At 69.0% G+C, this 23819-nt stretch carries 19 protein-coding genes and 1 pseudogene; 13 read left to right on the forward strand and 7 right to left on the reverse strand.

Annotated elements, in window-relative coordinates; all coding sequences use genetic code 11:
* Positions 1-388 precede the first annotated feature (388 nt).
* From OHB49_RS41970 to OHB49_RS41990, 5 genes are all read left to right on the forward strand, one after another.
* On the forward strand, positions 389-4006 hold the full coding sequence (locus OHB49_RS41970) for a S8 family serine peptidase (RefSeq protein WP_329166259.1): 3618 nt from the start codon (positions 389-391) through the stop codon (positions 4004-4006).
* A gap of 215 nt (positions 4007-4221) precedes the next feature.
* Positions 4222-4641, forward strand: coding sequence for an esterase/lipase family protein (locus tag OHB49_RS41975; RefSeq protein ID WP_329166260.1), 420 nt, complete (start codon positions 4222-4224; stop codon positions 4639-4641).
* 127 nt (positions 4642-4768) lie between these two features.
* A complete protein-coding gene (locus OHB49_RS41980; RefSeq protein ID WP_329166261.1) occupies positions 4769-4903 on the forward strand; it encodes a hypothetical protein in 135 nt (44 codons plus the stop codon).
* A gap of 118 nt (positions 4904-5021) precedes the next feature.
* Positions 5022-5195: a hypothetical protein gene (locus OHB49_RS41985; RefSeq protein ID WP_329166262.1), complete on the forward strand. Its 174-nt coding sequence runs from the start codon at positions 5022-5024 to the stop codon at positions 5193-5195.
* Between the two features lie 382 nt (positions 5196-5577).
* Entirely contained in the window at positions 5578-9393 is a 3816-nt protein-coding gene (locus tag OHB49_RS41990) for a S8 family serine peptidase (RefSeq protein WP_329166263.1), read from the forward strand.
* Positions 9394-9921: 528 nt separating this feature from the next.
* Here the strand turns inward: OHB49_RS41990 and OHB49_RS41995 are convergent.
* Complete coding sequence (locus OHB49_RS41995) at positions 9922-10134, reverse strand: transposase (RefSeq protein ID WP_329166264.1); 213 nt, start codon at positions 10132-10134, stop codon at positions 9922-9924.
* 183 nt (positions 10135-10317) lie between these two features.
* Between OHB49_RS41995 and OHB49_RS42000 the strand changes: the two genes are divergently transcribed.
* From OHB49_RS42000 to OHB49_RS42025, 6 genes are all read left to right on the forward strand, one after another.
* Entirely contained in the window at positions 10318-10443 is a 126-nt protein-coding gene (locus OHB49_RS42000; RefSeq protein WP_443079704.1) for a hypothetical protein, read from the forward strand.
* 378 nt (positions 10444-10821) lie between these two features.
* Entirely contained in the window at positions 10822-14532 is a 3711-nt protein-coding gene (locus tag OHB49_RS42005; protein WP_329166266.1) for a S8 family serine peptidase, read from the forward strand.
* 307 nt (positions 14533-14839) lie between these two features.
* Complete coding sequence (locus OHB49_RS42010) at positions 14840-15097, forward strand: hypothetical protein (RefSeq protein ID WP_329166267.1); 258 nt, start codon at positions 14840-14842, stop codon at positions 15095-15097.
* Positions 15098-15138: 41 nt separating this feature from the next.
* On the forward strand, positions 15139-15501 hold the full coding sequence (locus OHB49_RS42015; protein ID WP_443079700.1) for an IS110 family transposase: 363 nt from the start codon (positions 15139-15141) through the stop codon (positions 15499-15501).
* A gap of 22 nt (positions 15502-15523) precedes the next feature.
* Positions 15524-15730 carry an integrase core domain-containing protein gene (locus OHB49_RS42020; protein ID WP_329166270.1) on the forward strand — a complete coding sequence of 69 codons (207 nt, stop codon included), beginning with the start codon at positions 15524-15526 and terminating at the stop codon, positions 15728-15730.
* A gap of 167 nt (positions 15731-15897) precedes the next feature.
* Complete coding sequence (locus OHB49_RS42025) at positions 15898-16332, forward strand: hypothetical protein (protein WP_329166271.1); 435 nt, start codon at positions 15898-15900, stop codon at positions 16330-16332.
* Positions 16333-16341: 9 nt separating this feature from the next.
* Here OHB49_RS42025 and OHB49_RS42030 read toward each other — a convergent pair.
* A pseudogene (locus OHB49_RS42030) lies at positions 16342-16631 on the reverse strand (IS630 family transposase); the annotation flags it as partial.
* Positions 16632-16674: 43 nt separating this feature from the next.
* Between OHB49_RS42030 and OHB49_RS42035 the strand changes: the two are divergent.
* A complete protein-coding gene (locus OHB49_RS42035) occupies positions 16675-16992 on the forward strand; it encodes a low temperature requirement protein A (protein ID WP_329166813.1) in 318 nt (105 codons plus the stop codon).
* 85 nt (positions 16993-17077) lie between these two features.
* On the opposite strand, the gene OHB49_RS42040 is transcribed toward OHB49_RS42035, so the two are convergent.
* Positions 17078-17470 (reverse strand): OsmC family protein, encoded by a 393-nt coding sequence (locus OHB49_RS42040; protein ID WP_329166816.1) that lies wholly within the window; start codon positions 17468-17470, stop codon positions 17078-17080.
* On the opposite strand from OHB49_RS42040, the gene OHB49_RS42045 reads away from it, so the two are divergent.
* On the forward strand, positions 17403-17543 hold the full coding sequence (locus OHB49_RS42045) for a hypothetical protein (RefSeq protein WP_329166272.1): 141 nt from the start codon (positions 17403-17405) through the stop codon (positions 17541-17543). The two genes, OHB49_RS42040 and OHB49_RS42045, sit on opposite strands and share 68 nt — an antisense overlap.
* 61 nt (positions 17544-17604) lie before the next feature.
* Here OHB49_RS42045 and OHB49_RS42050 read toward each other — a convergent pair whose 3' ends face one another.
* From OHB49_RS42050 to OHB49_RS42065, 4 genes are read right to left on the reverse strand one after another with little or no spacing between them, the layout of a single operon-like run.
* Positions 17605-19269 carry an ATP-binding cassette domain-containing protein gene (locus tag OHB49_RS42050; protein WP_329166274.1) on the reverse strand — a complete coding sequence of 555 codons (1665 nt, stop codon included), beginning with the start codon at positions 19267-19269 and terminating at the stop codon, positions 17605-17607.
* Positions 19266-21044 carry an ABC transporter ATP-binding protein/permease gene (locus OHB49_RS42055; RefSeq protein WP_329156883.1) on the reverse strand — a complete coding sequence of 593 codons (1779 nt, stop codon included), beginning with the start codon at positions 21042-21044 and terminating at the stop codon, positions 19266-19268. Before OHB49_RS42055 ends, OHB49_RS42050 begins: the two co-directional genes overlap by 4 nt.
* Positions 21041-22342, reverse strand: a complete 1302-nt coding sequence (locus OHB49_RS42060) for a cytochrome d ubiquinol oxidase subunit II (protein WP_329156882.1) — start codon at positions 22340-22342, stop codon at positions 21041-21043. The genes OHB49_RS42055 and OHB49_RS42060 overlap by 4 nt, the downstream gene beginning before the upstream one ends.
* On the reverse strand, positions 22335-23699 hold the full coding sequence (locus OHB49_RS42065) for a cytochrome ubiquinol oxidase subunit I (RefSeq protein ID WP_329156880.1): 1365 nt from the start codon (positions 23697-23699) through the stop codon (positions 22335-22337). Before OHB49_RS42065 ends, OHB49_RS42060 begins: the two co-directional genes overlap by 8 nt.
* Positions 23700-23819: the final 120 nt, after the last annotated feature.

Consider the following 23819-nt stretch of genomic DNA (forward strand, 5'->3'; position numbering starts at 1 on the left):
TCGACGAAGGTAAGAAGGCCGTGCGCAAGACAGCGGCGGCCGGCTTGCACGCTTCGGCATCCTTGGGAATCCGAACAACTCCTCGCGCCTTGCAGCATGTCCTGCTTGAGGATCATTGCGCCGACTTGCGCCATGTCCACTTGGTGACGTGGCACAGAAGTGTCAAAGTGCTGACTTTACAGTGATGCGAACGGATGGCTGACTGCCAAGGACTTCTGCCCATCTAGTTCATGAGGTTCCCTTGCGTATGCCTCCGTCCCGCAGACGCGGGTTGACAGCCGCCGTCGCCGCGCTGGTGGTGCTGACGGCCACCGCTCCTGCGGCGTCGGCCGACGTTACTCCGACGCCCCCATCCCCGACCGCAACTGCCGCCGCCGGTCCTGCGATTGTGCGTACCGTCACGCTGATCACCGGTGACAAGGTCACGGTGACCGTGAACGGCGGCAAGCACTCGGTCACGTCGGTAACCGATCCGCAGGGCAGGACCGGTGGCGCTCACGTCATGTCGGTCGGTGACGACATCTACGTGTATCCCGAGGCGGCGTTGCCCTTCATCGCGTCCGGGGCACTGGACGAGTACCTGTTCAACGTGACCGAGCTGCTCGCGGACGGCTACGACGACGCGCGCAGCGACCATCTGCCACTGATCATCACCTACACCGACGCGGCGGCCCGCTCCCGGGCCATGAAGACCCCCGAAGGCGCCAGCAAGACCCTGGCCCTGAGCAGCATCCAGGGCGCTGCGATATCCGCCAAGCACACCCGGGCGGCGGGCTTCTGGTCCTCCCTCACGGGTGCCAGGACGGCGTCCACGGGGGCGCGCTCGGCTGGGTCGGGGCCGGCGGCGCTGTCGGGTGGGATAGCGAAGGTGTGGCTGGACGGGAAAGTCAAGGCCACGCTGTCCGATACCACCGCGCAGATCGGGGCTCCCGAAGTCTGGGCGGGCGGGAACACCGGGCAGGCTGTGGACGTCGCGGTGCTGGACACCGGGATCGACGCCGCGCACCCGGACTTCGCCGACCGCATCGTGGCCACCGAGAGTTTCGTGCCGGGGCAGGACGTCACCGACCGGCAGGGCCACGGGACCCACGTCGCCTCGACCGTGGCCGGCACCGGAGCCGCGTCCGCCGGCAAGGAGAAGGGCGTCGCCCCGGGCGCCGGGCTGCACATCGGCAAGGTGCTGGACAACTACGGCAGCGGTCAGGACTCCTGGATCCTGGCGGGCATGGAGTGGGCCGCCCGGGACCAGCACGCCAAGGTCGTCAGCATGAGCCTGGGCGGCGGCCCCACCGACGGCACCGACCCGCTCAGCCAGGCGGTGAACCGACTCAGCGAGGAGACCGGAACGCTGTTCGTCATCGCGGCCGGCAATTCCGGCCCCGCGCCGTACAGCGTGAGCACCCCGGGAGCGGCGGACGCCGCGCTGACGGTCGGCGCGGTGAACGGCCCGGGGAAGGGCGTGGATCAGCTGGCGGAGTTCTCCAGCCGTGGCCCCCGCGTGGGCGACAATGCCATCAAGCCCGATCTGACAGCCCCGGGTGTGAACGTGCTGGCGGCCCGCTCGCAGTACGCGGCGGAGGGGGAGGGTGCCTATCAGACGATGAGCGGCACCTCCATGGCGACACCGCACGTCGCGGGCGCGGCGGCCCTGCTGGCCGCCAAGCACCCGGACTGGACGGGGCAGCAGCTCAAGGACGCCCTGGTCAGCACCACCGCGAGCACCCAGCGGTTCAGCCCCTTCGAGGCCGGCAGCGGCCGGCTCGATATCGCCGCCGCTGTGAAGGCCACGCTGTTCGCCTCCGGGTCCGCGTTCGCCCAGGTCCACTACCCGTACACGCCGGGCCAGACCGTCCGCAAGGACGTCAGCTACACCAACACCGGGTCCGAGCCGGTCACCGTGGACCTGTCCCTGAGCCAGGACCAGCTGCCCGAGGGTCTGTTCACCCTCACCGACTCCCGGGTGACCGTGCCCGCGCACGGCACCTCCGCCGTCGGCGTGATCACTCACCTCGACGCGGCGGAGGACAACAGCGCCTACTCCAGTCGGCTCACCGCCACCGGTGCCGACGGCTCGGTCCTCACCCGCACGCCGGTTGGCGTGAACAAGGAGGGCCACCGCGTCACGCTGTCGGTCACGGCGAAGGACCGGCACGGGGCAGCCCTGCCCGGCACCCTCGTCCTGAAGGACGTCGAGCGCAACACCGCGCCCAAGATGTACGAGGTCGATGCCTCGGGCCGCATGACCCTGCGCCTGCCCCCGAGCACCTACTCGGCATGGATGAACACCGCCGTTCCCGGGATCGACGGCACCCACACGCTGGGCTTCGCCATGTTCTCCGCGCCGCAGATCGACCTCGACGCCGACCGCACCGTCCGCTTCGACGCCGCGAACCTGCGCAAGGCGGCCGCCTACACCCCGCAGCCGACCGCTAACCAGTTCATGAGGGTCGACCAGTACCGCACCAACGGCGACCTGTTCCCGTTCATGGACAGCTACATGCCCGAGTACTGGCGCTACGACAGCCTCTGGGTGACCCCGACGCCGAAGGTGACGAAGGGCTCGTACATCTTCGCGACCCGCTGGCGGCAGGTCCAGCCGCCGCTGACGTTCTCCTCCGGCTCGCAGACCTACGACGACGTCGTCATCCAGAGCTTGTCCCGCCCGCTGCCCGAGGGCACGGGAACCTACCGGGCTGTGTGGGCCGGCAACGGCTCGGCCGCGGACTTCCGCAAGCTGAAGGTGCGTGGCCAAGTGGCGGTCGTCCGCCGCAGCGACACCGTGCCCGCCCCCGACCAGGCCGCGGCCGCGGCGACGGCCGGCGCCAGGCAGCTGCTGATCCTGAACGACGGCTACGGAAAGTTTGACCCCTGGGCCGACCTGCCCGACGCCGCCCCGCTGCCAGTGGCCTCGCTCGGCACCGACGACAGCGCACGGCTGCTCAACCGGATCCGCAAGCCCGGCACGGCAACGCTGAAGGTGGTCTCGCACCCGCATCCGCGCTACCTGTACGACCTCGTCCGCCACCACGACGGAGCGATCCCCCGCGACCCGTCCTACCGGCCCGGCCCCGGCGAACTGGCCCGGATCGACGAGTCGTTCCGCGACACCAAGCAGGGCGAGGCCCGCCAGTACCGCGATGACATATCCGCCATCTTCAACGGCCCCATGCTCAGCAACTCCACACCGGTCGCGACCCAGGGCACGCTGACATCGTGGGTCACGGCGGGCACCGGCGTCCGCTGGGTCTCCGGCGCCGGCATGAGCGACCTCGGCCAAAGAGGCCTGGCGCGCTCGTACAAGCCGCGCAGCACCACCGGCGAGAGCTGGTTCTCACCCATCCAGCGCCCGCGACTGCTCAACGACGGCATCAGCTGGCAGGCCCCCTTCCGGGCCGGCGACATCATCAGCACTTCCGCCGTACCGGCCTGGGGAGACGCCGGCGGCCACGCCGGCGTCGTCTGGGCCGACAGCGACACCTCGAAGATCTCGCTGTACCAGGGCGACCAACTGCTCGGCGAGGACGTCAACGAGCGGATCGTCACCGTCGAGAACGTGTCACCGGACCCGCTGCCCTACCGGATCGTGGTCGAGGGCAAAAGGAACCTGCCGGACCGGCCGTACTCGACCCGTACCCGCACCGAGTGGGGGTTCACCTCCAGCACCACGGACTACACAGTTCTCACGCCTCTGCCGCTGGTCCAGCTCGACTACGCGGTGGCCACGAATCCGGCCGGCAAGGCGCACCGGCGGACCGGGCTGACGGTCGCCCCGTCGCACCTGAAGGGAGCGGCGGGCACGGGCGAGATCCGCACGGTGACGCTGGAAGTGTCGTACGACGACGGTGCCACGTGGCACCGGACGACGCTGCGGCAGTCGGGCGGCGACTGGAAGGCGCAGCTCGACGCGCCGTCCCGGGCCCGCTTCGCGAGCCTGCGAACGACGGCGCGGGACACGAAGGGGAACAGTGTGAGCCAGACCGTAATCCGCGCCTTCGGCCTGAAGTAGCGACAGCGGGCGGCTGACCAAAAGGCCCCTGTCCGCGGTGGAGACCGCGGACAGGGGCATTGGGGGCGGCGGGGTGCCCTCTGCTGCTACAAACGCTTCCTCAAACTCACCATATTGGACAGCGTCTAAGTCATCTGACTGAAGTCGCGGAGACGACGAATCCATAAGGTGAATGTGTCCGAAGAACCTGGGAATTCCCTATGGGGGACATCATCATGACAGCGCGACATGCAGTACGGAACGTGGTTCTTGTGCACGGTGGATTCGTGGACGGATCCGGCTGGCAGGGCGTCCACGAGCGCTTCGTGAGCGCCGGTTACAACGTCAACCTCGTGCAGAAGCCGACCGAGTCCCTCGTCGGGGACGTGGCGGCGACGCTGCAGGTCGTCGCGGAGCAGGATGGCCTGTTTGCCCAGGTGGGGCACTCCTACGGCGGTGTTGTGATCTCCGAAGCCGGCCAGGACCCCAAGGTCGGCGCGCTAGTCCACAACGCGGCCTTCGCCCCGGATAGGGGCGAGTCGGTGACCGCGCTGATCGCCGACCCGCCGCCCAGCGCGCTCGTCCCGCCGATCCTTCCGCCCAAGGAGAACTATCTCTTCCTGGACCGAGCAGTTCCAGGCCTCCCTCGCCGGTGACTTCCCGCAGGCGCAGTTCACGGCTGACTCGCAGGTCCCGTGGGGCCTCGAAGCCCTCAACGGGACGGTCAGTGAGCCCGCGTGACGGACCAAGCCCAGCTGGTACTGGGTCGCCGCCGACGACCGCATGATCCCCCCGCCGTCCCAGCGAGCGATGGTCGAGCGTGCCGGCGCAACGGTCGCCGAGAGCCCGGGCAGCCACACCGTGTACCTCTCGAAGCCCGACGCGGTCGACCTGATCAAACAGGCCACCGACTCCTAGTCCACATCCCAGGGTCGTCGTATCCGGGGCACCCATCCGCTATTGCCACGGCGCCGCAGACTCCTCGCAAGGCTGCGGGACTTGCTGCTGCACGCCACTAGTCCGTACGGAGCAAGCAATGAGAAACCCCCAACTCACCCGCCGCAGTGAGTTCGCCGTTGCCGCCGGCGCCATCGCTCTCAGTGCCGCACTTCTGGCCCCGGCCGCCTCCGCGACGGTTCTGCAGCAGACGTCGCCTTCCGCCTCCAGTCCGAAGCTGACCAGCCCTGAGCGGTATGGCCCTGATGGGTGACAGGGCCAGCCGATCCCCCCGTGCGTCAGCAACCAAGCGTGGGGCTCGGAGACCATCTCCGGCCGCACGCTTGTATGCACCGTTGTAAACCCCTGGCCCTCACAACGAGCGCTCGCGGCCAGGGCCTACCTGAGTACGCGCCACACTTCGCGCAGGACGCCACTGGCGGCAGGACGAGCGCCGTGAACGTCCCTCCCGCGCATGTCGTGTTGACCGTCCAGCGGTGCGCGGAGGGCGCGTGTCGCCCTGGCGACACGCCTTCGGCGAGCGTCGTCGTTGCGACATGTCGCAGTTGTGACACGTGAGGTCAGTGACAAGTGCGGCTTTATCAGTCGATTCTTTCGGGCGAGCACTGCCCCTTTGAACGAAAGGTGTTTCTCTGATGACCTGGATCCGCTTGACGGCGGCGATATCGACAGGGTTGATGCTGGCCGCCGGAGGCGTGCCGACCGTCGCCGCGTCGTCGCAGACGAAGGCCACCGGGACCGCGACTCGTACCGCCGCCGTGCCGGGGGCTCGCTCCGCGACCGTGCGTCTGGTGACCGGTGACCGGGTGACCGTGACGTCGTTGCCCGGCGGACGGCACACCGCGTCGGTGCAGCCCGGACCCGGGCGCAAGCACATCCCCTTCCGCACGCTGGAGGAGGACGATAAGTCGCTGACCGTGCTGCCGTTCGACGCCGAGCCGTTGGTGTCCGCCGGCACCCTGGACCGCCGCCTCTTCGATGTGACGGCCCTGATCGCCGCCGGCTACGACGAGGCCCACACCTCCGCGCTTCCGCTGATCGTCTCCTCGGAGCCGTCACAGGTCGGTGCCAGGGTCAGCTCACAGGCGGCGAAGGCCGCCGCGGCCACCGCCGACCGGCTGGTGACGTTCAATAGGGCCGCGACGCCCTCCCGCAGCCTGGAGAGCATCCACGCGCGGTCGCTGCGGGTCGCCGACCACGACCTGGCCGCCTTCTGGAAGACGCTGAACCCCGGCGGAAAGTCGGACGCCGCCCGTGCCGCGGTCACCCCGCGCATCTCGCTGGACGGCAAGGTGAAGGCCGTGCTGGACCGCAGCACCGCGCAGATCAACGCCCCCACCGCCTGGAAGGCCGGCTACGAAGGCCAGGGCGTCAAGGTTGCCGTGCTCGACACCGGTGTCGACGCGAACCACCCGGACCTGGCCGGGCGTATCACAGAGGCCAAGGACTTCTCCGGCAGCGGGAACACCGACGACCACTTCGGCCACGGCACGCACGTCGCCTCGATCGTCGGCGGCACCGGCGCCGCCTCCGGCGGGACCCGCCGCGGTGTCGCCCCCCACGCCGACCTGCTGATCGGCAAGGTGCTCGACGACAACGGATACGGCAGCGAGTCGGGCATCATCGACGGCATGGAGTGGGCGGCCGACGAGCACGCCAAGGTCGTCAACATGAGCCTCGGTGCGAACGAGCAGACCGACGGCACCGACCCGATGAGTCAGGCCCTCAACACCCTGACCGCGTCCACCGGCACGCTCTTCGTTGTCGCGGCGGGCAACTCGGGCCCGGGCCAGTCCACTGTCGGAACGCCTGGCGCGGCCGACGCAGCGCTGACCGTGGGGGCCGTCGACCGTGACGACTCCCTCGCCCCCTTCTCCAGCCGTGGCCCGCGCTTCGGTGACGGGGCGGTCAAGCCCGACGTGACCGCCCCCGGCGTTGGCATCGTCGCCGCCCGCGCGTCCGGTACCACCTTGGGCGACCCGGTCGATGCCAACTACGTCTCGCTGTCCGGGACGTCCATGGCCACCCCGCATGTCGCCGGCGCTGCCGCGCTACTGGCCCAGCAGCACCCCGACTGGGGCGCCCAGCAGCTCAAGGACGCGCTGATCAGCACTTCCCGGACGGTTTCCGGTACCAAGGTGACCGAGCAGGGCGGCGGCCGCATCGACCTGGCCACCGCCATGGGCCCGGTTACCGCCACCGGCTCCGTCACCCTGGCCCCGCTCCACATCGGCGACACGCAGGGAGCGCGGCAGGCGGCCACCGTCCGCTACACCAACACCGGCGACAAGCCGGTGACGCTCTCCCTGGCCGTCAACCTGGCCACCGAGACCGGCCGTGCGCTGGCCGGTGGGGTGGTTGGCGTCGGCTCCGGCACCGTGCAGGTGGGCCCCGGCGCCACGGCCGAGGTGCCGCTGCGCACCGACGCGAAGAACGCCGTCCGCGGCAAGTACTACGGCTACCTCACTGCGAAGTCCGCCGACGGCGTGGTGGTCGCCCACACCACCGTCTCCCTCGTGGTGCACGCCCCGCAGCACCGGCTGACCGTGGTCTACCGCGACCGCGACGGCAAGGTCGTGCCGGGTTGGCTGCCGACCATCTGGGGTCCCGACGGTGTCGAGGGCTACACGGACCTCGACGCGGGGGTCGCCGTCGTGGAAGAGGGCACGTACTACGTCAGCACCAGTTTCAACGAAGCCGCCGATGACGGCGTCGGCGACGTAGGCAATGTCGTTGTCCCCGAGGTGAAGATCACCAAAGACACGACGGTGACGCTGAACGCCGCCGAGGCCACCGAGGTGAAGATCCACACGCCTCGCCCCGCCGAGCGGTACGGCCAGTTCATCCCCATGTACTACCGTCAGATCGACGGTCAGGAACGGCTCGAGGGCATCTCGCTCTGGTTTAGTGATCGGTTCTACACCAACCCCACTGCCCCGGTCACCGACGGCGCCTTCGAGTTCACCGTACGCGCGCAGCTGAAGGCCCCCCAACTGCGGGCGAAGTTCTCCGGCGTCTCCCAGGTCACGCCCTACTACGAGAGTTTCTCCCCGGTCTTCGGGGACCAGGGCGCGCGGCTGACCGCCGTGGCCGCCGGCACGGCACAGGCGCCCGACTTCCGCGGCGCGCGCGGCAAACTGGCCGTCGTCCGGTACGACGACGACTCCGGCGGCTACGACGGTCGTGCGCTCGCGCAGACTGCCGCGGCCGCGGGCGCCAAGGCGCTGCTGGTGGTGTGGCAAAAGGGTCACAGCGTCCAGGCCGAATGGCTGCCAAACGGTGTCCGGTTGGCCCTGCCCGTGATGCGGTTCTCCTGGGCCGACGGGACGGCCCTGCTGAAGCGCATGGCAAAGGGGACCACGACGGTGGAATTCTCCGGCACGGTCCGCAGCCCCTACATGTACGACGTCATGCAGGTCTCGAAGGGCTTCATCCCTAAGACCCTCACCTTCTCGCAGCGCAACAGCGCAGAGGTCCGCGCCACCTACAGCCGCACGGGTGCCTCGCAATGGGCGAGCGAGCAGCGTTTCGCGTGGCGTCCCTACCAGAACACCGCGATCGGCCAGACGAGCCGCTACGTTCCGGTGGGACAGGAACGCGTGGAGTACGTGAACGCCGGGGACGACACGCAGTGGCAGCACGCCGTGCAATACGTCGCCGTCGATACCTTCGGAAATCCGCTGTCAAGCGGCATGCACGACAAGGCACACACCTACCAGTCCGGCTGGCACGCCACGGAACGCTGGTTCGGAGCAGTGGTCCGCCCCTCGATCCCGCGCGGTGGGCACCTGCCGTCGGTACGCAACGGCAACACCCTGTCGGTGTATGTGCCGGAGTTCAACGACTCCGGCACCGACCACTGGTCGTTCGCGGAGAAAACCTTCGACGGAGCCGGCGACACGAACACGGCGGTGCTCTACCGCAACGGGCAGCAGATCGCCGCGTCCGACAACGGCGCGTGGGGCAACTTCGAGGTCCCCGCGGGCAACGCCGCATACCGGCTGGACATGACGACCGCCCGCGTCTCGGACGACTGGCACTTCGGCACCAACACCAGCACCTCGTGGACGTTCCGCTCGGACACCACAGCCGCCCCGGAGAAGCTGCCGCTGCTCCAGGTCGACTACGCCGCACCGGTCGACGCGCAGAACGCGGTCGGCTCTGCGCACAGGCACAACCTCGGCCTGAGCGTCCGCATGCAGGACGGCATGGCCGCACCGCGCGGGGTGACACTGAAGGTCGAGACGTCCTACGACGACGGCAAGACCTGGACCACGGCCCGCACTGCCAGGAAGGGCGGTGGGCAGTTCACCGCCACCGTCGAGCGGCCGTCCCGCCTGCACGGCGACGCGTACGTGACGCTGCGCGTCACCGCCACGGACGCCGCCGGTAACAGCGTTCAGCAGACCGTGGACCGCGCCTACCTGCACCACGGAGCCAATGATCAGTAACGCCACGGTCTGACTTTACCGCGGCGGGTGCCAGGGGATGTGAACCCCGGCACCCGCCGCGCCATTTCACCTGATACCCCACCGCGGCAGCAGGGGGCGCGCTGACCGGAGGGCAAGGACCTCCCGCCGGGCAGACGCTGGCTCTCCCCGACCTACGATCCCGACGCCCGCTACGGGACCAAGCGCGGCTCAGGCTGGTGCGGCTACAAGGCCCATCTGAGCCATACCTGCGAGCCGGACGACCCCACCTGCTCACCCAGGTCCCGATTCCGGTATGTCACCGGTGCGTACATCGCGGCGGCGCGCGACGTGACGGAATCGAGCTGCTCGGTGCGGTTGGACACCTGCCACAAGACCTACGAGGGCGAGCACTTCACACAAGGGGCGTCCACGATCGACTGGCAGGCCAAGAAAGCTGTCTGTCCCGAGGGCAAGGTCAGAGCCAGCTGGTCCAGCCAGCGCAAGAACAGCGGTACTCACCTTTTCACGGGTGCACTTCACCGCCCACGACTGCCGGCGGTCACTCCATCAGGCGTCGAGTTTGATGAGGTTGATGGCCAGGGCAGAGAAGGCGTGTTGGGGGCGGACTTTGGGCTTGCCGGCTTGCCCGCGGTAGCGGGCATGGCGTATGCCCGTGACGGTGATCGCCTGGTTGATCGTTTCCTCTACTCCGGCCCGGAGCTTGTACTTTCTCCTTCCAGGACTCGTTCCTGCTCGGCGCGGCAGTGGCCAGGGGTCCATGGGGGTTCTTTGGGATAGAGGGTCAGCTGGCGGCGTCCGCGGGCAGAGAAGGGGCAGCGGACGCGGAAGGGGGCAGGCGTCGCAGACGTCCGCACCGAACTTGACAACGATCGCGTCGCGTATGTGCTGGCGGGACCAGGGCTTGGTCGGCGAGTTGCATGACCGGCTGCGCGACTGGTCCGCGTGGCGGCCAGACGTGATCCGGAGCCGACCGCCGGCATCATCGACGTGCAGTCGGTGAAAGGGGCCGCGTCGGTGCCGGCCGCCACAAGGGGCTTCGACGGCGGGAAGAAGGTCAACGGCCGTTAACTTGAGCCAGCAGCAGCGTGTCTCGCATGTGTGTGAAGCGCCCTGAAGGTCTGCCAGTTCGCTTGGTGGATGCGGCTATCTACCGCCATCCATCACGGATGAACTTGACCGAACTCATGGCTCGTCGCCGCACACGCGAAGCAACCAACTCCTGGCGCGACCCGACACCAACGAACGAAAGCCGATTCCAGGGACAGACAACGGGGAGAAAAGCGACCTCTCGGGCGTTGTTGAGCAGGGATTTCACCCAGGCTAGCCATCCAGGGGTGACACTAGTGAGACATGGCACAAGTTGGACAGCGTAAGCCTCTTGAGCACGGTTGAAGGGGGCCGGACGATCAAGCATCTTCCCCTCTTCACAGCGCTTGAGGAGTCCCGTTGCCCAAGGTTCATATTCCCAGGCCCAGACCGGTCGCGCTCGCCGTGATCGCCGCCCTGGCACTCGGGGTCATACCTGCCACCGCCGCCGTATCGGCGGACCAGGCGACCCCGGGGCCGCCTGCAGACGCCGCACAACGGTCACCTGGCAACGGCAGCAAACACACCGTCACCCTGATCACCGGTGACAAGGTCACACTCGGCACCGCCGCCGACGGAACGGCCGTCCGGTCCTTTGAAGGCGCGAACGGGACCACCACAGGTTTCCACCGCGCTGTCATCGACGGCTCGACGTATGTCTACCCCGACTCCGTCCTGCCTTACGTCAGCGCCGGAAAGCTCGACAAGCGGCTGTTCAACGTGACTCAACTGATCGCCGACGGCTACGACGATGCGCACACCTTCCGGCTGCCGCTCATCGTGAAGTACACCGACGCCGCCGCCAAGTCCCGGACCCTGCCGAAGGTGACCGGTTCGACCGACGTCCGCCGGCTGGACAGCATCCAGGGCGCGGCCCTTGCGCAGAACCGGAAGCAGGCTTCGGCATTCTGGTCGGCGCTGACTGGCGGTTCCGCCGCGGGAGCCCGGTCGGCGACCCCGTCTTTCGCAGGCGGCATCGCCAAGGTCTGGCTCGACGGCAAGGTGGAGTCAGCCCTGGCCGACTCCACCGCCCAGATCGGTGCTCCGCAGGTGTGGTCGGAAGGCGACACCGGCAAGGGCGTCAAGGTCGCGGTGCTCGACACCGGTATCGACGCCGAACACCCCGACCTCGCCGGACAGGTCGATTCCAGCGCCAGCTTCGTCCCGAACGAGGATGTCGCCGACTACCAGGGACACGGCACCCACGTCGCCTCGACGATCGCGGGCACCGGCAGCGCCTCCGACGGGAAGGAGAAGGGCGTCGCCCCCGGCGCCCGGCTGGAGATCGGCAAGGTCCTCAACTCAGAGGGCTCGGGACAGGATTCCTGGATCATCGCGGGCATGGAATGGGCCGCCCGCGACGCCCAGGCCAAGATCATCAGCATGAGCCTGGGCGGCGGCGGCGACCACACCGACCCCATGAGCCAGGCTGTCGACCGCCTCAGCCGCGAGACCGGCGCGCTGTTCGTCATCGCGGCGGGCAACGGCGGCCCGCACTCCATCGGAAGCCCTGGAGCCGCGGACGCGGCCCTGACCGTGGGTGCCGTGGACTCTGCGGACCAGCTCGCCGACTTCTCCAGCACGGGCCCACGTGGGGGCGATGCCGGGCTGAAGCCAGAGATCACGGCACCCGGCGTCGACATCCTGGCGGCCCGCTCCCACTACAACCGGGGCTCGGGCTACTACACCACGATGAGCGGCACCTCGATGGCGACGCCGCATGTCGCCGGCGCCGCTGCGCTGCTCGCCGCCGCCCACCCGGACTGGACCGGCCCTCAGCTGAAGGAGGCGCTGGTCAGCAGCGCCAAGGCCACCCCGTCGTACACGCCCTACCAGGCGGGCGGAGGACGGCTCGACGCCCTGGCAGCGGTGCACGCCTCGGTCTTCGCGACCGTCAGTGCCTATTCCGGCTTCCACCCATGGCCCCACGAGCCGGGAGAGACCGACGTCCAGAAGGTGACGTACACCAACGTCGGCGACGCCCCAGTCAACCTCGGCCTGGCGATCAACGGCAGCCTCCCGGCGGGGCTGTTCACCCTCTCCGAGGACCACATCACTATTCCCGCGCACGGCACCACCTCGGTCACCCTGACCGCGACGCTGGACCGGCTGCCGCCCGATCAGACGGTCAGCGGTATGGTCAGCGCTACCGACAGCGTCGGCACGGTCCGGGCCCGGACCCTGATCGGTGCCGCGAACGAAGGCCAGCGCCAGATCCTGAAGATCATCGCGAAGGACCGATCCGGCAAACCGCTCTCTGGCAGGGTCCTTCTCGCCGCAGAGCACGCCTTTACGATGATGGAGCTCGATGCGTCCGGCACCGGTACCGCACGGGTGCCCGTCGGCACCTACAGCGGCTGGCTCTCCGCCGACGTCCAGGGCACCAACGGCCCCCACTCGCGGGGTATGGCCCTGCTCGCCTTCAACGACGTCAAGTTGGATCAGGACCGCACCGTCACCCTGGACGGCCGGAAGGCCCGTCAAATCCTGGCGAACGTGCCGCAGCAGACGACCCCTGTCGCGCCGCGGCTGGACGTCCGCCGGTCGTTCAGCGACAGCGCGGTCGAGTCCTCCATGCTGCCCGACCCCTCCTATGACAGCATCTGGGCTCTGCCGACCGGCAAGAAGGTCAGCACGGGCGAGTTCGAGGTCGGTGCCCGCTTCCGCCTCGAGCAGCCGGCGCTGACCCTGGGCACGAAGTCGAAGACCTACCGCGACCCGCTGGTCAAGCGCGCCGCCAAGCCGCTGCCTGTCGGCACCCGCACGCTGACGGCCGTCGATGCCGGAACGGGTACGGCCGAGGAGCTGGCCAGGCACAACGTACGCGGCAAGGCCGTGGTGGTGCGCGGCAGCGACCCGGCCGGAATCCAGGCGCAGGCGGAGGCCGCCGCCGCGGCGGGCGCCCGCATGCTCGTGGTCGCCAACGACGGCATCGGCCGGCTGCAGCCCTGGGACGAGAATCCCTGGAGCCCGGAGAGCCCGGCACCGCTGACGGTGGCGACGCTCAACGCCGACCAGGGCGGCGACCTGATCAAGGCGCTGCAGCGGGGCCCGGTCCCGCTCAAGGTCACCTCGCACCCCAGCACCGACTACCTCTACGACGTGGTGCACCACTGGTCCGGCGCGGTCCCGGCGGACCCGACCTGGCGCGTGAAGCAGCGTGACCTGGGCCGGGTGGACGTCTCGTTCCGCAACTACCGGCCGGGTAAGGCGCTGGAATTCCGCACCGACATCTGGCGCGGCTGGGCCGTCTCGAACCAGGTCACCGCGCCCGCCCAGGGCGACCGCACCGACTGGGTCACCCCCGACGCCGCCTGGCTGGATGACGCCTTCATCGCAGGCGAGACCGGGCAGCACTCAATCGACGTCCTCCACTACTCAGCGCGGAAGACCGCCAAGGTCAAGTGGTTCGGGCCGATCCAGCGACCCCGCATGGGCCCGATGGGCTATCAGCCGGTGCGGTACCTCGACGGGGTCTACATTCCCGCACCCGGCTGGGGTGATTCCGGTGCCGGCCACGTCGGCGAGGCCCGCGCCAACTTCATGGTCAAGGACTGGATGTCCCTCTACCAAGGTGACCAGCAGCTCGACTGGGGCAACTCCGAGTACCTGCCGATCACCGGGCTCGCCCCCGAGCCGCTGCCCTACCGCCTGGTCGTCGACAACGACCGGGCGACCTGGACCAACCCGTACTCGACGCACACGCTGACCGAGTGGAACTTCACATCCGCCGTCACCGGTAGCGAGTCAGCCGCGCCGCTGCCCCTGATCCAGCTCGACTACGGAGTGGACACCGACAAGGCAGGCCGGGCGGACCGGCGCGCCAAGCTGACGGTGACCGCCTCCCACCTGCCCGGCACCACCACCGCCATCGGGAAGCCCTCGCTCGAGGTCTCCTACGACGACGGCAAGACCTGGCAGCGGGCCGACCTGAGCCGCAGTGGAACCGGGTGGCGGACAGGCCTCCACGCGCCGAAGTCCGTCGGCTTCGCCACACTCCGGGTCACCGCCCGGGACCGCGCCGGCAACACCGTCTCCCAGACGATCACCCGGGCCTTCGGCCTGCGCTGACGTCACGCTACACAGCAAGCGAATGGGCGGGCCGCAGCCGGCGACCCCGCCCATTCGCCGCAGGAGCGGAGACCAGCAAACACGCGGTGCACCGGCCGCTGAACCACCTCTTTCTTCCTGCCGCACAACGGAGCGATGGCGAACACTACGGCGATAGGGTCGCGCAATGTCCGCACCTGGGTACCTGGTGGCGATCTGGTCCTGGCTGCTTACCTCTGGCGTCAGGGGCTATCCACAGTGTGAACGCCACAGGCCGCCGCAACTTGGGTGCTCCCACGAGCATCTACTAGCAGACGGCGAGACCGAGATGATCCGTCAGCTCAAGATTGCCCATGACCAGGCCGTCGAACAGCGCACGACCGCGATGGTCACGATCAAAGCGATGCTCATCCACGCCCCCGACGCCATGCGCTACGAGACCGCCGGAAAACACAGATCACCCTGGCCCGGCACCTGGCCGGCCTGCGTCCCCGCCGCCTGGAAGAACCCGATGACGCACTGCGCCACGTCCTACGAACGCTCGCCAAGCGGTGGCAGTACCTCGACACCGAGGCCAAAGAGCTGACGAAGCTGATCGCTGATCTGGTACGCCGAGCCGCGCCGCAACTGCTCGAGCCATTCGGCATCGGTGTGGACGCCGCCGCGGAGATCCTCGTCGTGGCCGGCGACAACCCCGAACGCATCAAGTCCGAAGCCGCGCTCGCCAAACTCGCGGGCATCGCACCCGTGCCCACCGGCTCCGGGATGACCAGCGGCACACACCGCATCAACCACGGCGGTCATCGCCAGCTCAACGCCGCGGTCTACCGCACCGTCATCGTCCGCATGCGATTCCACCAGCCCACGATCGACTACGTCGCCCGCCGCACCGCTGAGGGCAAAACAAAACGGGAAATCATCCGCTGCCTCAAGCGCTACGTCATCCGCGAGGTCTACCACCTCATCCGACCCGCCCCCGCAACGAGTTGACAACTATAGGAGCGTCAACGCGATGGCCGAAGCCCTCAACGGTTCCTTCAAGGCCGAGCTGATCGAGCATCAGGGCCCCTGGCGGGACGCTGACCAGGTCGAACGTGCCGTCGTCCAATGGGTCGGCTGGTACAACACCGAGCGCCTGCACTCCGCCCTCGGCTACCTCCCACCCGAGGAATTCGAGGCCCAGCACAACCGATCACAGGCAGCCCCAAGCGCCGCCTGAAACCCGAGAAACCGGCCGCTACGAAACTCGGGGCAGCTCAGTACGTCGTGATGCGCATCTCGCTAGTGCTGTGACCGCATACGTTTACCGGGCTGGTGATCCCTGCCCCCGGGAGCCGTGCTTCTAGAGTGAGGCGTCACAGCTCGGCAGCGGGGTGGGGAGGACGTATGGCGGAGGCCGAGGTTCCTGGGTCAGAGTCGGGTTGGGAACGCGCGCCGGAGTACCAGGGCGGGAAACGAAACCCGGCATTCCAGGCCAGCATGTGGGAATACGCGGCGAGCTCCTTTCGACTGGTTGCCGGTCTGTCGCCGTCCCTGGACGTCCTGGCTGCGCGGCTGCGATTGAACATCGAGCGTGGCTGGGAGGACCTGGGCCCAGTGGATGCGGCGATGTTCAGGATCCAGAAAATCGACTTCGCGCTCAGCCGGGTGGAGGGCAACCCCTGCCCCGATGTCTTCGTCTGGGTCAGCCGCGCTCAGTCTGATGTCGAGGCGGCCCTCGATATCCTGCTCGGCGCTCTCGGCATCGGCAGGGAAGCCATTACCTTCCGTAACAATGGCGAGAGCGGATTCGTTGACCTGCGGAACGATCCCCAGGCCTGACGCCTGAAGTCACGCTGCTTCGCAGATGGGGCGTCCGCCCCATCTGATGCCTTTCTCGCTGCGGATGCGAGCACGCTCCTTCCGCTGGGCGGCGAGGACCTCTGGATGGCGTGCGTTCTTGTTGCGCCAGCGCAAGTAGGCGTGCAGGGCACGGGTCTGGCCGGTGTGGTTCCGTGGTTGGAGTTGGCGACGGTGAACTGCCGCAGCGGCCCGAAGTGGGCCTCGATCGGGTTGGCCCAGGACGCGTAGGTCGGGGTGAAGCACAGTTCGACCCGGTTCTTCTTCGCCCAGCACCGGATCGTCTGGCCCACACTTTGTGTAGTGGCGGCGGGCGGCCTGCGCATGGTCTTTGCCATGTGGTGGCTGTACTTCGCCCGGCCCGCCCACACCCTGCTGGCAGGCACCGGGCCCCCCGACAGGGGGTTTCTGCGGGCCTACGGCCACTACCTGATCTTCGCGTCGGCTGCCGCCGTGGGGGCCGGCCTGGCGGTGATTGCCGACCAGGTCACTCACCGCATCGACGTCTTCCCGCAGGCAGCCGGTGCCATGGTCGCCGTCCCGGCGGCCGTCTTCCTGGTCACCGTGTGGGCGCTGCACCTGCGGTCCCGAGCATCGTCGAGTCGGCGCTCTTCCCCCTCGCTGCCGTCCTCGTCCTTCTGACTGTCTTCTTCTCGGCCACGGCTCTCGCCACGCGAGTCCTGCTGGTGGTTCTGGCCGTTGTCACGACGATCAGCGGCCGTCGGAGTCAGGAGGGCTGACGGCCGGTCGCTTCATCGCCGGTCCTCCCTGGTCTCGATCGGCACCCCAGCCCGCACGGCCAGGGTGACCGGGGTGCGTTCGGCGACGTCCAGAGCCGGGCACGCTGCGGGTCGTCCAGCTCCCCGGTCGGGGCTATCCGTCGGATAATCCGGTCGACGACGGGGCTCTCCATGGCCGCCGGAGCCCTCTCGTAGGCCAGGCGCACTCGGAGGCCGCTGAGCGGCCAGCCTTTACGGGGCGCGTATGTCCGCAGGGTGATGGCGGTGCACGAGCCGAGGGCGGACAGGAGCAGGCCAAAGTGCGTTGGGCCGGTGTCCGCGCCGCTGAGGACCTCGGGCTCGTCCGCGATCAGTGTGTGGTGGTCGGTCCGGATCTCGATTCCGGTAGTCCTGGTCGGTGGCGCGGTCGACGGCGACGGCTACCCGTCGCAGAGCGGTGGTTTCGGTGGCTGACCCTGTTCTTGCGGGTGGTGTACCGGTTGCGGTGCGTCGTGAATGGGGGCTGTGCGTCTCCCTAGCTCTGGGCGCTCAGCGGTTGCCGGGAGTTTGGCTGCAGCCGCAACGTGTGGGTGGCGGTGAAAGGAATCAGTTCGTGGTGCCGGTCCGGTAGGGCGATTACCAGGGCGCTGTCCGGCAGGGCGCGGCGGACACACGTGAGCATCCGCACCGCCGTGCGCTCGTCGAGGCCGGTCGTTGGTTCGTCGAGCAGTAGGACCGCCGGTGCCCGCAGCACTGCCCTGGCGATCACCAGGCGGCGTCGCTGGCCCTGCGACAGCGCGCTGCCCAGCGGGCCCGTCGGGGTGTGGAGGGGGAGCTGTTGCAGGGCGGCGGCCGCGAGCGCGGCCCGGAGTGTGTCGTTGTCCGCGCCGGGGGCGGCCTGCCGGAGGTTCTCGGCGACGGTCGCGTCGGCGATCCAGTCTTCCGCCTCGACAAGGGTGAGCGTATCTGCGATCACACTGGCGGGCAGGGAGTCGACGGGCGCGCCGGCGAGCAGCACCGATCCGGGAGCTGCGGGGGCGATCCGTCCGGCGAGAGTCTCCAGCAGGGTGCTCTTCCCGCTGCCGTTGGGCCCGGTGACGACGATGACGTCACGGTGTCCGATCACCGCCGACCAGCTGGTGCGGTCGTCGGCGAGACCCACGGGAACCCGGCGGGCTACCAGGGTTCGTGTCGGCCCTGCGGCTGTCGTCGGGAGCGCGGGGCGTTGGCCAGTCGGGAACGCGCGGTTTACCAGGTCCCCCAGTCGCAGCGTGGCATCGGCGGCCAGGCCGTTGTCGCGGAGCACTTGGGGAAGGGTCTCCATCAGTTCGTACGCGGCCGCCACCAGTAGCACCTCGCCGATGGCGTCGGCGGCGGGCTGGGTGAACACGGGACCGGACAGCGCCAGGAGCAGAACCGCTGCCTGGCCCGCTATGGCCAGCAGCCGCAGCAGCAGCCGGGCCCGGCGCATCACCACGGCGACCGCTGCCTCCGCACGCCGGGACTGGTCAACCGATCGCGTGACCTGGTCGCGTACCACGTCGACCGCGCCCAGGCAGCGCAGTTCGGGGAGCGCGGAGCGCGCGCTGAGCAGCGCGGTGCGGGCGGTGGCGCGGGCGGCGGCGGCTGCCCGCTGGTGCTCGCGGGTTCGCCGGTCGGCGGCCACTGCCGTGGCCGCCGAGACCGCGAGCAGCACCAGTTCGGCGGTGCCCGCCAGAGGACTGGCCACCAGCAGCAGAGCGACGACGACGGTGGCCGTCAGGCCGATCCCGGCCAGCGGCGGAACAACCTGGGCGGGTATCCCGCCCACCGCTTCCACGTCGCCGGTGAGCTGGGCCATCAGGTTGCCGTCGCGTCCGTTCCGCAGTTCGCGCGCTGGCACGGTAGTCGCGGCGTGGACCAGCCGGGAGCGAAGCGAGACAGTCGCGCCCAGCAGGGCTCCATGGCTGACCAGGCGTTCCGCGTACCGCAGACCGGTGCGGCTCAGAGCAAGAGCGCGGACGGCACCCGAGGGGTACATCCACGACCAGGTGGTGTTCGCCTGTGCGGTAACCACCGCGCAGGCGGTCAGGAACCAGCCGGACACACCCAGCAGACCGGCGGCGCACAGTTCGGCCGTCCCGGCGAGCGCGACCGCGCGCAGCAGGTCGCGTCGTGTGCGGCGGTCTGCCGCCGTCCACAGCAGTTTGAATGCGTTCACAGCGTTCTCCCGGTCCCGGTCAGCCGTCCCCGGCTCAACTGCACGACGTCGTCCGCGACGTCGAGCAGCGCGGGACTGTGGGTGGTGACGACCACGGTGCGGCTGCGCGCGAGCGTCCGTATGGCCGCGATGACGCGGGCCTCGCCGTCCGGGTCCAGATGCGCGGTGGGTTCGTCCAGGCACAGCAGCGGAGATTTGTGCAGCAGTACGCGGACCAGCACCAGTTGCTGCATCTGCCCCGAGGACAGCCCCCAGCCGCGCTCCCCGATCTGGGTCGCCAGGCCTTGGGGGAGTGTGGCCAGCAGGTCCTCGAAGCCCAAAAAGGCGAATGCCGCGGTCAGTTGCTCATCGGCATCGGCGCCGGCGTCGGGCCGGGCCAGCAGCAGGTTGTCCCGCAGCGTGCCCGGCAGGAGGTAGGAGGGCTGGCCGGCCCATGCCGTGGCGGCCGGGGAGGCCAGCCGGGTGCCGGAACTCACGATGTGCAGGCACCGCCCGCGGTCCGGGGCGCGTAGGCCCGCAGCCACGGAGAGCAGGGTGGTCTTGCCCGCGCCGCTGGGCCCGCTGATGGCCAGGACCGAACCTGGGCGCACCGTCAGGGTGACGTCGTCCAGGGCGGCCTCGTCCCTGCCCGGGTACCGCACCTCTACTGCCTCCAGGATGACACCGGCCGGGCTGGGTCGACTCGGATGACGAACGACGGGCACGTCGGTCACGGGACCACCAGCCGATGCGTCCGGGGCCGCGTCGATGATCTCCGCGATCAGTTCGGCCGCCGCGGCAGCCTCGGCGCGGGCATGGTAGCCGCGGGCGAGCTCCCGGGCGGGGGCGAAGTACACCGGGGTCAGGACGAGCACGAACAGTGCGGTGTCCAGGCTCATGGTGGATGGCACCACCGGCAGGTCCAGGTAACCGAGCAGGGCGAGGCCGCAGTACGTGGCGACGACGGCCATGGCCACGGTGATGAGGAGCTCGATCCAGGCGGTCGAGAGGAAGGCCACCCGCAGGACGGTGCGGGTACGCGCGGCCAGTTCCCGGTCGTCGGCCTCGGTGGCGCGCACCGCCTCCTCGCCGGCTCCCAGGCCGACGAGCGTGGGCAGTCCGCGCAGCCGGTCCAGCAGACGGGTGCTCAGTGTCCGTGTGGCGGTGAGCTGGGCGTGCACGGCGACGCGGGTGCCCATGCCGATGACCTTGAGGTTGACGGGCAGCAGCGGGGTAGCCAGCACCAGCACCAGTGCGACGGTCCAACTGCCGGCCGCGATGGAGGCCAGCACGATGCCGCTTCCCAGCAGCATCGACCGCCGGGCGGGGACGTAGGTCGTCAGCCAACCGGTCAGCCGGTTCACCTCGCTGTCGAGTGCCTCGCCGAGAGCGGCGTCTGACACCTCCTCGGACGGCGCGCCCGTCGTGGGCAGCGCGGCCCGGAGCAGTCGGGCGCGCAGATGGTCTTGGACCGCGGCCGCTCCGTCGTCGGCCACCCGGTCGGCCACCACGAGCAGGAGCCCGCGCAGCATCAGCCCGGCGGCGACCATGGCCACACTGCTGAGCACCGGAGCCAGCGCCACGCCTTGGTGCTGGGAGCGCAGTGCGGCCTGGGCCGCCCAGCCCAGGCCCGCGGCCCACAGGACATGGCCCGTGGCCGCGAGCCCGCGCAGGGTGCCGGCTCGCCGGAACGCCGGTTCGCCGACGGAAGCCCATGCGGTGAGTAGCCGGGCAGTCTGTTGCTGACCGTCGTCGTCGCGGCCCAGCCTGGCGAGTTGGTCGGAAATGTCGTTCATCGTTCGGCTGCCCGGAGATCGAATTCGCCGGCGGATGCGGAGCGGCGGTCGGCTCGAATCCATACGGCGAGTGCGGTGACAGAGAACACCGCGATCCCGGTCGGATCGATCCACGTGGCCACGCCACCGAAGATGTCCTGCGAGACGGCCGCCACCGCAACGGCGAGGAGCGTCAACAGCACACGCCGGACGACGACGGCCGCACGCGGACCGTCGCCGGGCACACGCGACACCGGCGCGTCAGCGGTGTGTTCCTCGCCGGTGGTGTCGGACGGGCCGACGGAGTCGGTGAGGGCCGGTGACTGGTCGGTGAGGCCCGCCGACTGGGTCAACTTCCCGCGGAAGACCCACCACGCGTAGATGTTGTACGCCAGCACGACCGGCATGCACCCGCCCACCCCGATGAGCAGGAACAGCTGCGACCCGTGAGGGCTGGCCGCGGCGTGCACGGTCAGGTCGGGAGGGACGACGACGGGCGCGGTGGCGGCCACGAGCGCGAGCAGACCCGACGCCTCCAAACCGGCCACGGCGGCGAACGGACGCCAGTCGGGTCGGCGGCCGAATCCGTACCACGCGATGGCCCCGCAGACCACGGCGGCGGCCACGGCCAGGCCGAACAGGGTTGTGCGGAGCGGCTCGTCAAAACGGAAGCGCTGCGGGTCGGCGAGCGAGAGCCCGAGCGCCAGGACCACGCCGGCCGCCGCGACCGTCAGAAGCAGCGGCCGACCCAGCCGGCCCGCCCGGTGGTGGGCGGTCCCCACAGTCTTGTCCTGCAGCCATGCGGCGCCGGCCAGCAGATGCACGGCCGCCAGCCCCAGGGCACAAAGCACGCTGTACGGCGTGAACCAGTCGAAGGTGCCCCCGGTGAACACCCCACCGCGATGGGGCAGCCCGGACAGGACGGCTCCGATCACGAGCCCTTGGCACAGCGAGGTGACCAGGGAGGAGAGCCCGAAGACGAGCCCCCAGCCGCGCCGGTAGCCGGGGGCGACGCTCTGCAGCTCGATGGCCGCGCCGCGCAGCACGAAGGCCAGCAGCATGACCACGAGCGGCAGGTAGACGCCGGGCAGCACGGTGGCGTAGACACCGGGCAGGCCCGCCCACAACGCCACTGCGGCCAGAATGATCCAACTCTCGTTGGCGTCCCAGGCGGTGGCGATCAGCTCGTTGTACTCCTTGCGCCGCCGGTCGCTGCGGTCGAGCAGGCTCAGGATGCCGATGCCCAGGTCGTATCCGTCGAGCAGCAGATAGGCACCGAGCGCGAACAGGACCAAGGCGTATGACGTGTACTCAAGCATGGCCCACCTCGGTCGGGTTGATGGTGGGACCAACGTCCGCCACCAGGTGTTCGGGGCCGGTCCGCACTGTGCGGACGATGTAGCGGATCCACAGCCCAAGCAGCAGCGCGTAGACGCCGACGAAGCCGATGAGGCTGGCGATCGCCGCGCCGAGTGAGAGATGGGAGACGGCGTCACTGGTGCGGATCAGGCCATAGACGACCCAAGGCTGCCGGCCGGTCTCCGCCGTGATCCAGCCGCCGCTGATCGCTATGACACCGGCGGGGGCCATCCAGACCATCAGCCGGTGGAACCGCCGGGCGGTGTACAGCCTGCCGCGCAGCCGCAGCACCACTCCGGCGAAGGCCATGGCGAACATCGCCAGAGCGGTGAAGTACATCGCCCGGAAGCCGTAAAAAGCCGACCACATGTTGGGGCGATCGGCCTTCGGCGTCTGCAGTAGCCCGGGGACGTTCGCCTGGCCGGTCAGATCCTTGCCGATGACGGCGCCCAGGTGAGGTATCTCGACATGGAGCTCGTTCTCGCCCTTGTCAGTGTTCGGCACCACGAGCAGGTTGTAGCCGTTGTTGTCGGTCTTCCAGTTGCCCTCGAAGGCCTGGAGCTTCGCTGGCTGGTGCGCGCCCATGAACGCAGCGGTCGCGTCTCCCACGTACAGCTGTACGGGCATCAGGATGGCCAGCACTCCGAGGGCGATGGAGAGGGTGCGGCGTGCGAAAGGCAGCGCCCGCTGCTTGACCAGGTACCAGGCGGCGATCCCGCCGATGAACCAGCAGGCGCTGATCAGCACGGCAAGCAGGATGTGCGGGTACCTGTAGGAGAACGCCGGGTTGAACAGCACGTGCCACCAGTCGCTTGCCCAGAACTGGCCCTTGACCTCGGTGAAGCCCACGGGATCCTGCATCCAGCTGTTGGCCGACAGGATCCATGTCGTGGACAGCAGGGTGCCGACGACGATCATCCAGCAGGCGAACGCCATGGTACGGGGGCGCACCCTTCCGTCGCCGTACAGCATGATGCCGATGAACCCGGCCTCCAGAAAGAAGGCCGTGATGACCTCCATGCCGATCGTGACACCGAGGATCGGCCCGACAGCATGGGCGTAACTTCCCCAGTTGAGACCGAATTCGAAGGTCATGACGGTTCCGGCGACCACACCGAGGCCGAATCCGACCGCGAATATCTTCTTCCAGAAACGAAATATCTGAAGGTACAGCGGATTTTCGGTCCTGACGTAGACCGTGTACATCACCGCCAGGAAGAGGGAGAGTCCGACAGTCAGTGCGGGAAAGCTCATATGAAACACTGCGGTGATGGCGAATTGCCATCGAGAGATCTCCACCACTGCGGGCGTGGCCACGGAGTCTCCTTTCCGTCGATTTCGGGGGTAGGTAGCCCTGGCGGTAAGGATCGAAACGGACCCGCCCGTTGTGTAGCCCGGGGCAACGGCTGGGACGCCGCCGTGCATGAGGGGAAGCGA

Origin of the sequence: Streptomyces sp. NBC_01717 (assembly GCF_036248255.1) — a bacterium.
Lineage (GTDB): Bacteria > Actinomycetota > Actinomycetes > Streptomycetales > Streptomycetaceae > Streptomyces.

What these genes read in the sequence shown, in the direction of transcription:
- OHB49_RS41995 (WP_329166264.1), bottom strand. Translation starts at nt 10,134, where the DNA reads ATGGACCCCTGGCCACTGCCGCGCCGAGCAGGAACGAGTCCTGGAAGG.
- OHB49_RS42035 (WP_329166813.1), top strand. Translation starts at nt 16,675, where the DNA reads ATGGTCTTTGCCATGTGGTGGCTGTACTTCGCCCGGCCCGCCCACACC.
- OHB49_RS42060 (WP_329156882.1), bottom strand. Translation starts at nt 22,342, where the DNA reads ATGCTTGAGTACACGTCATACGCCTTGGTCCTGTTCGCGCTCGGTGCC.
- OHB49_RS42055 (WP_329156883.1), bottom strand. Translation starts at nt 21,044, where the DNA reads ATGAACGACATTTCCGACCAACTCGCCAGGCTGGGCCGCGACGACGAC.
- OHB49_RS42010 (WP_329166267.1), top strand. Translation starts at nt 14,840, where the DNA reads ATGATCCGTCAGCTCAAGATTGCCCATGACCAGGCCGTCGAACAGCGC.
- OHB49_RS41990 (WP_329166263.1), top strand. Translation starts at nt 5,578, where the DNA reads ATGACCTGGATCCGCTTGACGGCGGCGATATCGACAGGGTTGATGCTG.
- OHB49_RS42025 (WP_329166271.1), top strand. Translation starts at nt 15,898, where the DNA reads ATGGCGGAGGCCGAGGTTCCTGGGTCAGAGTCGGGTTGGGAACGCGCG.
- OHB49_RS41985 (WP_329166262.1), top strand. Translation starts at nt 5,022, where the DNA reads ATGAGAAACCCCCAACTCACCCGCCGCAGTGAGTTCGCCGTTGCCGCC.
- OHB49_RS41975 (WP_329166260.1), top strand. Translation starts at nt 4,222, where the DNA reads ATGACAGCGCGACATGCAGTACGGAACGTGGTTCTTGTGCACGGTGGA.
- OHB49_RS42020 (WP_329166270.1), top strand. Translation starts at nt 15,524, where the DNA reads ATGGCCGAAGCCCTCAACGGTTCCTTCAAGGCCGAGCTGATCGAGCAT.
- OHB49_RS41980 (WP_329166261.1), top strand. Translation starts at nt 4,769, where the DNA reads ATGATCCCCCCGCCGTCCCAGCGAGCGATGGTCGAGCGTGCCGGCGCA.